The 2,147-nt window shown below is 29.7% G+C and carries 3 protein-coding genes and 1 pseudogene; 1 reads left to right on the top strand and 3 read right to left on the bottom strand.

Annotation, left to right across the window (positions count from 1 at the left end):
* A pseudogene (locus SOY52_RS05055) lies at window positions 1-209 on the top strand (FprA family A-type flavoprotein); the annotation flags it as partial.
* 60 nt (window positions 210-269) lie between these two features.
* Here SOY52_RS05055 and SOY52_RS05060 read toward each other — a convergent pair.
* From SOY52_RS05060 to SOY52_RS05070, 3 genes are all read right to left on the bottom strand, one after another.
* Complete coding sequence (locus SOY52_RS05060; protein WP_320847889.1) at window positions 270-1,187, bottom strand: metallophosphoesterase; 918 nt, start codon at window positions 1,185-1,187, stop codon at window positions 270-272.
* Window positions 1,184-1,924 carry a hypothetical protein gene (locus SOY52_RS05065; RefSeq protein ID WP_320847890.1) on the bottom strand — a complete coding sequence of 247 codons (741 nt, stop codon included), beginning with the start codon at window positions 1,922-1,924 and terminating at the stop codon, window positions 1,184-1,186. Before SOY52_RS05065 ends, SOY52_RS05060 begins: the two co-directional genes overlap by 4 nt.
* Window positions 1,921-2,147, bottom strand: a 227-nt coding sequence (locus tag SOY52_RS05070) for a gamma-glutamyl-gamma-aminobutyrate hydrolase family protein (protein ID WP_320847891.1), incomplete at its 5' end; no start/stop codon positions are given. The genes SOY52_RS05065 and SOY52_RS05070, both read right to left, overlap by 4 nt.

Below are 2,147 nucleotides of genomic sequence, written 5' to 3' on the forward strand. Positions count from 1 at the left end.
TTCTTAACAGAAAAGCTGTTAAAGGTAGAAAGGTATTGTACTTTGGTTCATCTCTTTGGTCTGGTGGTGCTGCTAAAGAGTTTAATAGCTATGCAGAAAAGATGAAGCTTGAAGTTGTTGATGCAATTGAGTTTAGAGGTAAGGGAACTCCTGCTGATAGACAGAGAATTGAAGAAGGCTTTAAAAAGCTTATTGATAGCATTAAATAATATATTTAGCGACTTAGTAAAAAATACTGCTTGAGAAAGATCAAGCAGTATTTTTTGATTCTACTTTAATGTATAGCTATGTTCGCTAACAAGCTTAAATTCTGTACTGTCTTTATCGCATGAAAAACATTTTATATTAAACACTGAACTAGCTTTGTCATATTTACAAATATAAAATGAAGGCTTTCCATTGCGTAGATCTTCTCCATGAAAACCATTTACAACAATTTCAGAAAAAGAATCTGTATAAGCCTTATAAGATTCAGGTACGTGCTTATGACCAGTTAAAAGTAAATCAACTCCATATTTTGAGAAGTTTGATAATAAATAATTCCTCTCCTTTTCATCAGCAAATGATGCATAGTAATTGGTAACAGAACCATATAAAGGGATATGGGTTAATACTATTTTCTTTGAATTACTATCATTAGTTAATGTAGTCATAAGGTTATTTAATTGTTGTCTACCCAAGGTTCTAAATGAAGAATCAACAACATAAAAGTGAATATCAGATAAAGTAAAACAGTAGTATGTAGACTTTGTTGTTGAAACAGTTGTTAAAAAGCGATTGACACCACCATTCCTATTATCATGGTTACCAATAACATTAATAACCGGAATATTTTTAGATTCAAATAATCCATAAATCCATTCTTTATAGCTATTAAATTGTTCTTGTTGGCTATTATCAGAGACATCACCAAGGTTAATTACTATATCGATATCGTTTATTATATTATTGTCCTTTATATATTTTTCAAACTCAGTTGTTTTAAAGTAAGTTCCTGCCTTATTCTTTCCAAAATGAGTATCTGATATAAGTAAGGCTGTAAAAGAATCTTTATCAATTGTTGTTAAATCAGAACTAAAGTAATTAATACTTGAGTTTTTATAAGGATCAATATTTGCAATTGGAACTATGTTATCGCAAGAAATAAGTAAAATAATGCAAATTATTAGTAATAATATTTTTCTCATAGGTTAGCTCCCCAGTTTACGAATATTGAATAAGCATAGCGATTTGAAAATGTTGTTTCAGTAATAAAATCTGCAAGTCCCGTTGTAATACTACAGCCAATTGAAAGCTTATCATTTATTGATGCATCAAGTAGAAATGTTAAATCATATGCAAAATTAGTTGGCAGATAGAATAAAGATCCTGTAGATATTTCAGTTTGGAAATAAAAACGGTTATAGAAATCAAGGTAAACATTAATTAAAGCAAAAGGTGCAATACTAACTACTGGATTATTAATATAGTTTATAATACTTGCTTTTGTGTATGCACCTGCCATTAGATTTGTTCCTAATCTAATAGGCCCTTTATTTTCAAATGAAAAGGATATAGCTGAGCCTAAAGAATATGTTGATGAAATACCGTAGTAATAATATGCATTTCCAAAGGAAAGGATTGAGAACATATCCCTAGATTCTTTAAAGCGAAGATTTTCGTAGTGCGTTATTCTAGTATCTGTCTGCTTTCCAATCTTCCATCTAGAAAAAAAAGTAAATGTTGTTTCATGTTCATTTAGTTCTGCAGCAATAAAATGTTGTCGTTTTTCTTTTGCATAACAAAGAGCTGCTGAACCAAAAAACGTATTATCATTAAGTGTGTCTTTACCACTACTAAGTGCTACATTGGTAACCAATTGAGAAGAAAAAATAGGAGTCAATGTAGCAAATAGTAATAACAATAAAATAATTAATTTTTTCATGTAAGCATTTTACATTTATCAATAAAATATTTAAATAACTTAAGATATGTAAAATTCTTTTCTTTTAAAGCTTCTGGATGACATTGGATAGCAATAATATTATCCTTCTCAAGAGCTTCAATTAATCCATCATCGCTATAGCCTGAAGCAATTAATCCCTTGCCAAGCGTTTTAACACCTTGGTGGTGAAGACTATTTACTCTTAAGAAGCTTCCAAAAATAC

Origin of the sequence: Bullifex sp. (genome assembly GCF_034103065.1) — a bacterium.
Classification (GTDB): Bacteria; Spirochaetota; Spirochaetia; order Sphaerochaetales; family Sphaerochaetaceae; genus Bullifex.

Coding starts and splice junctions, on each gene's coding strand:
- SOY52_RS05060 (WP_320847889.1), bottom strand. CDS start 1,187: ATGAGAAAAATATTATTACTAATAATTTGCATTATTTTACTTATTTCT.
- SOY52_RS05065 (WP_320847890.1), bottom strand. CDS start 1,924: ATGAAAAAATTAATTATTTTATTGTTATTACTATTTGCTACATTGACT.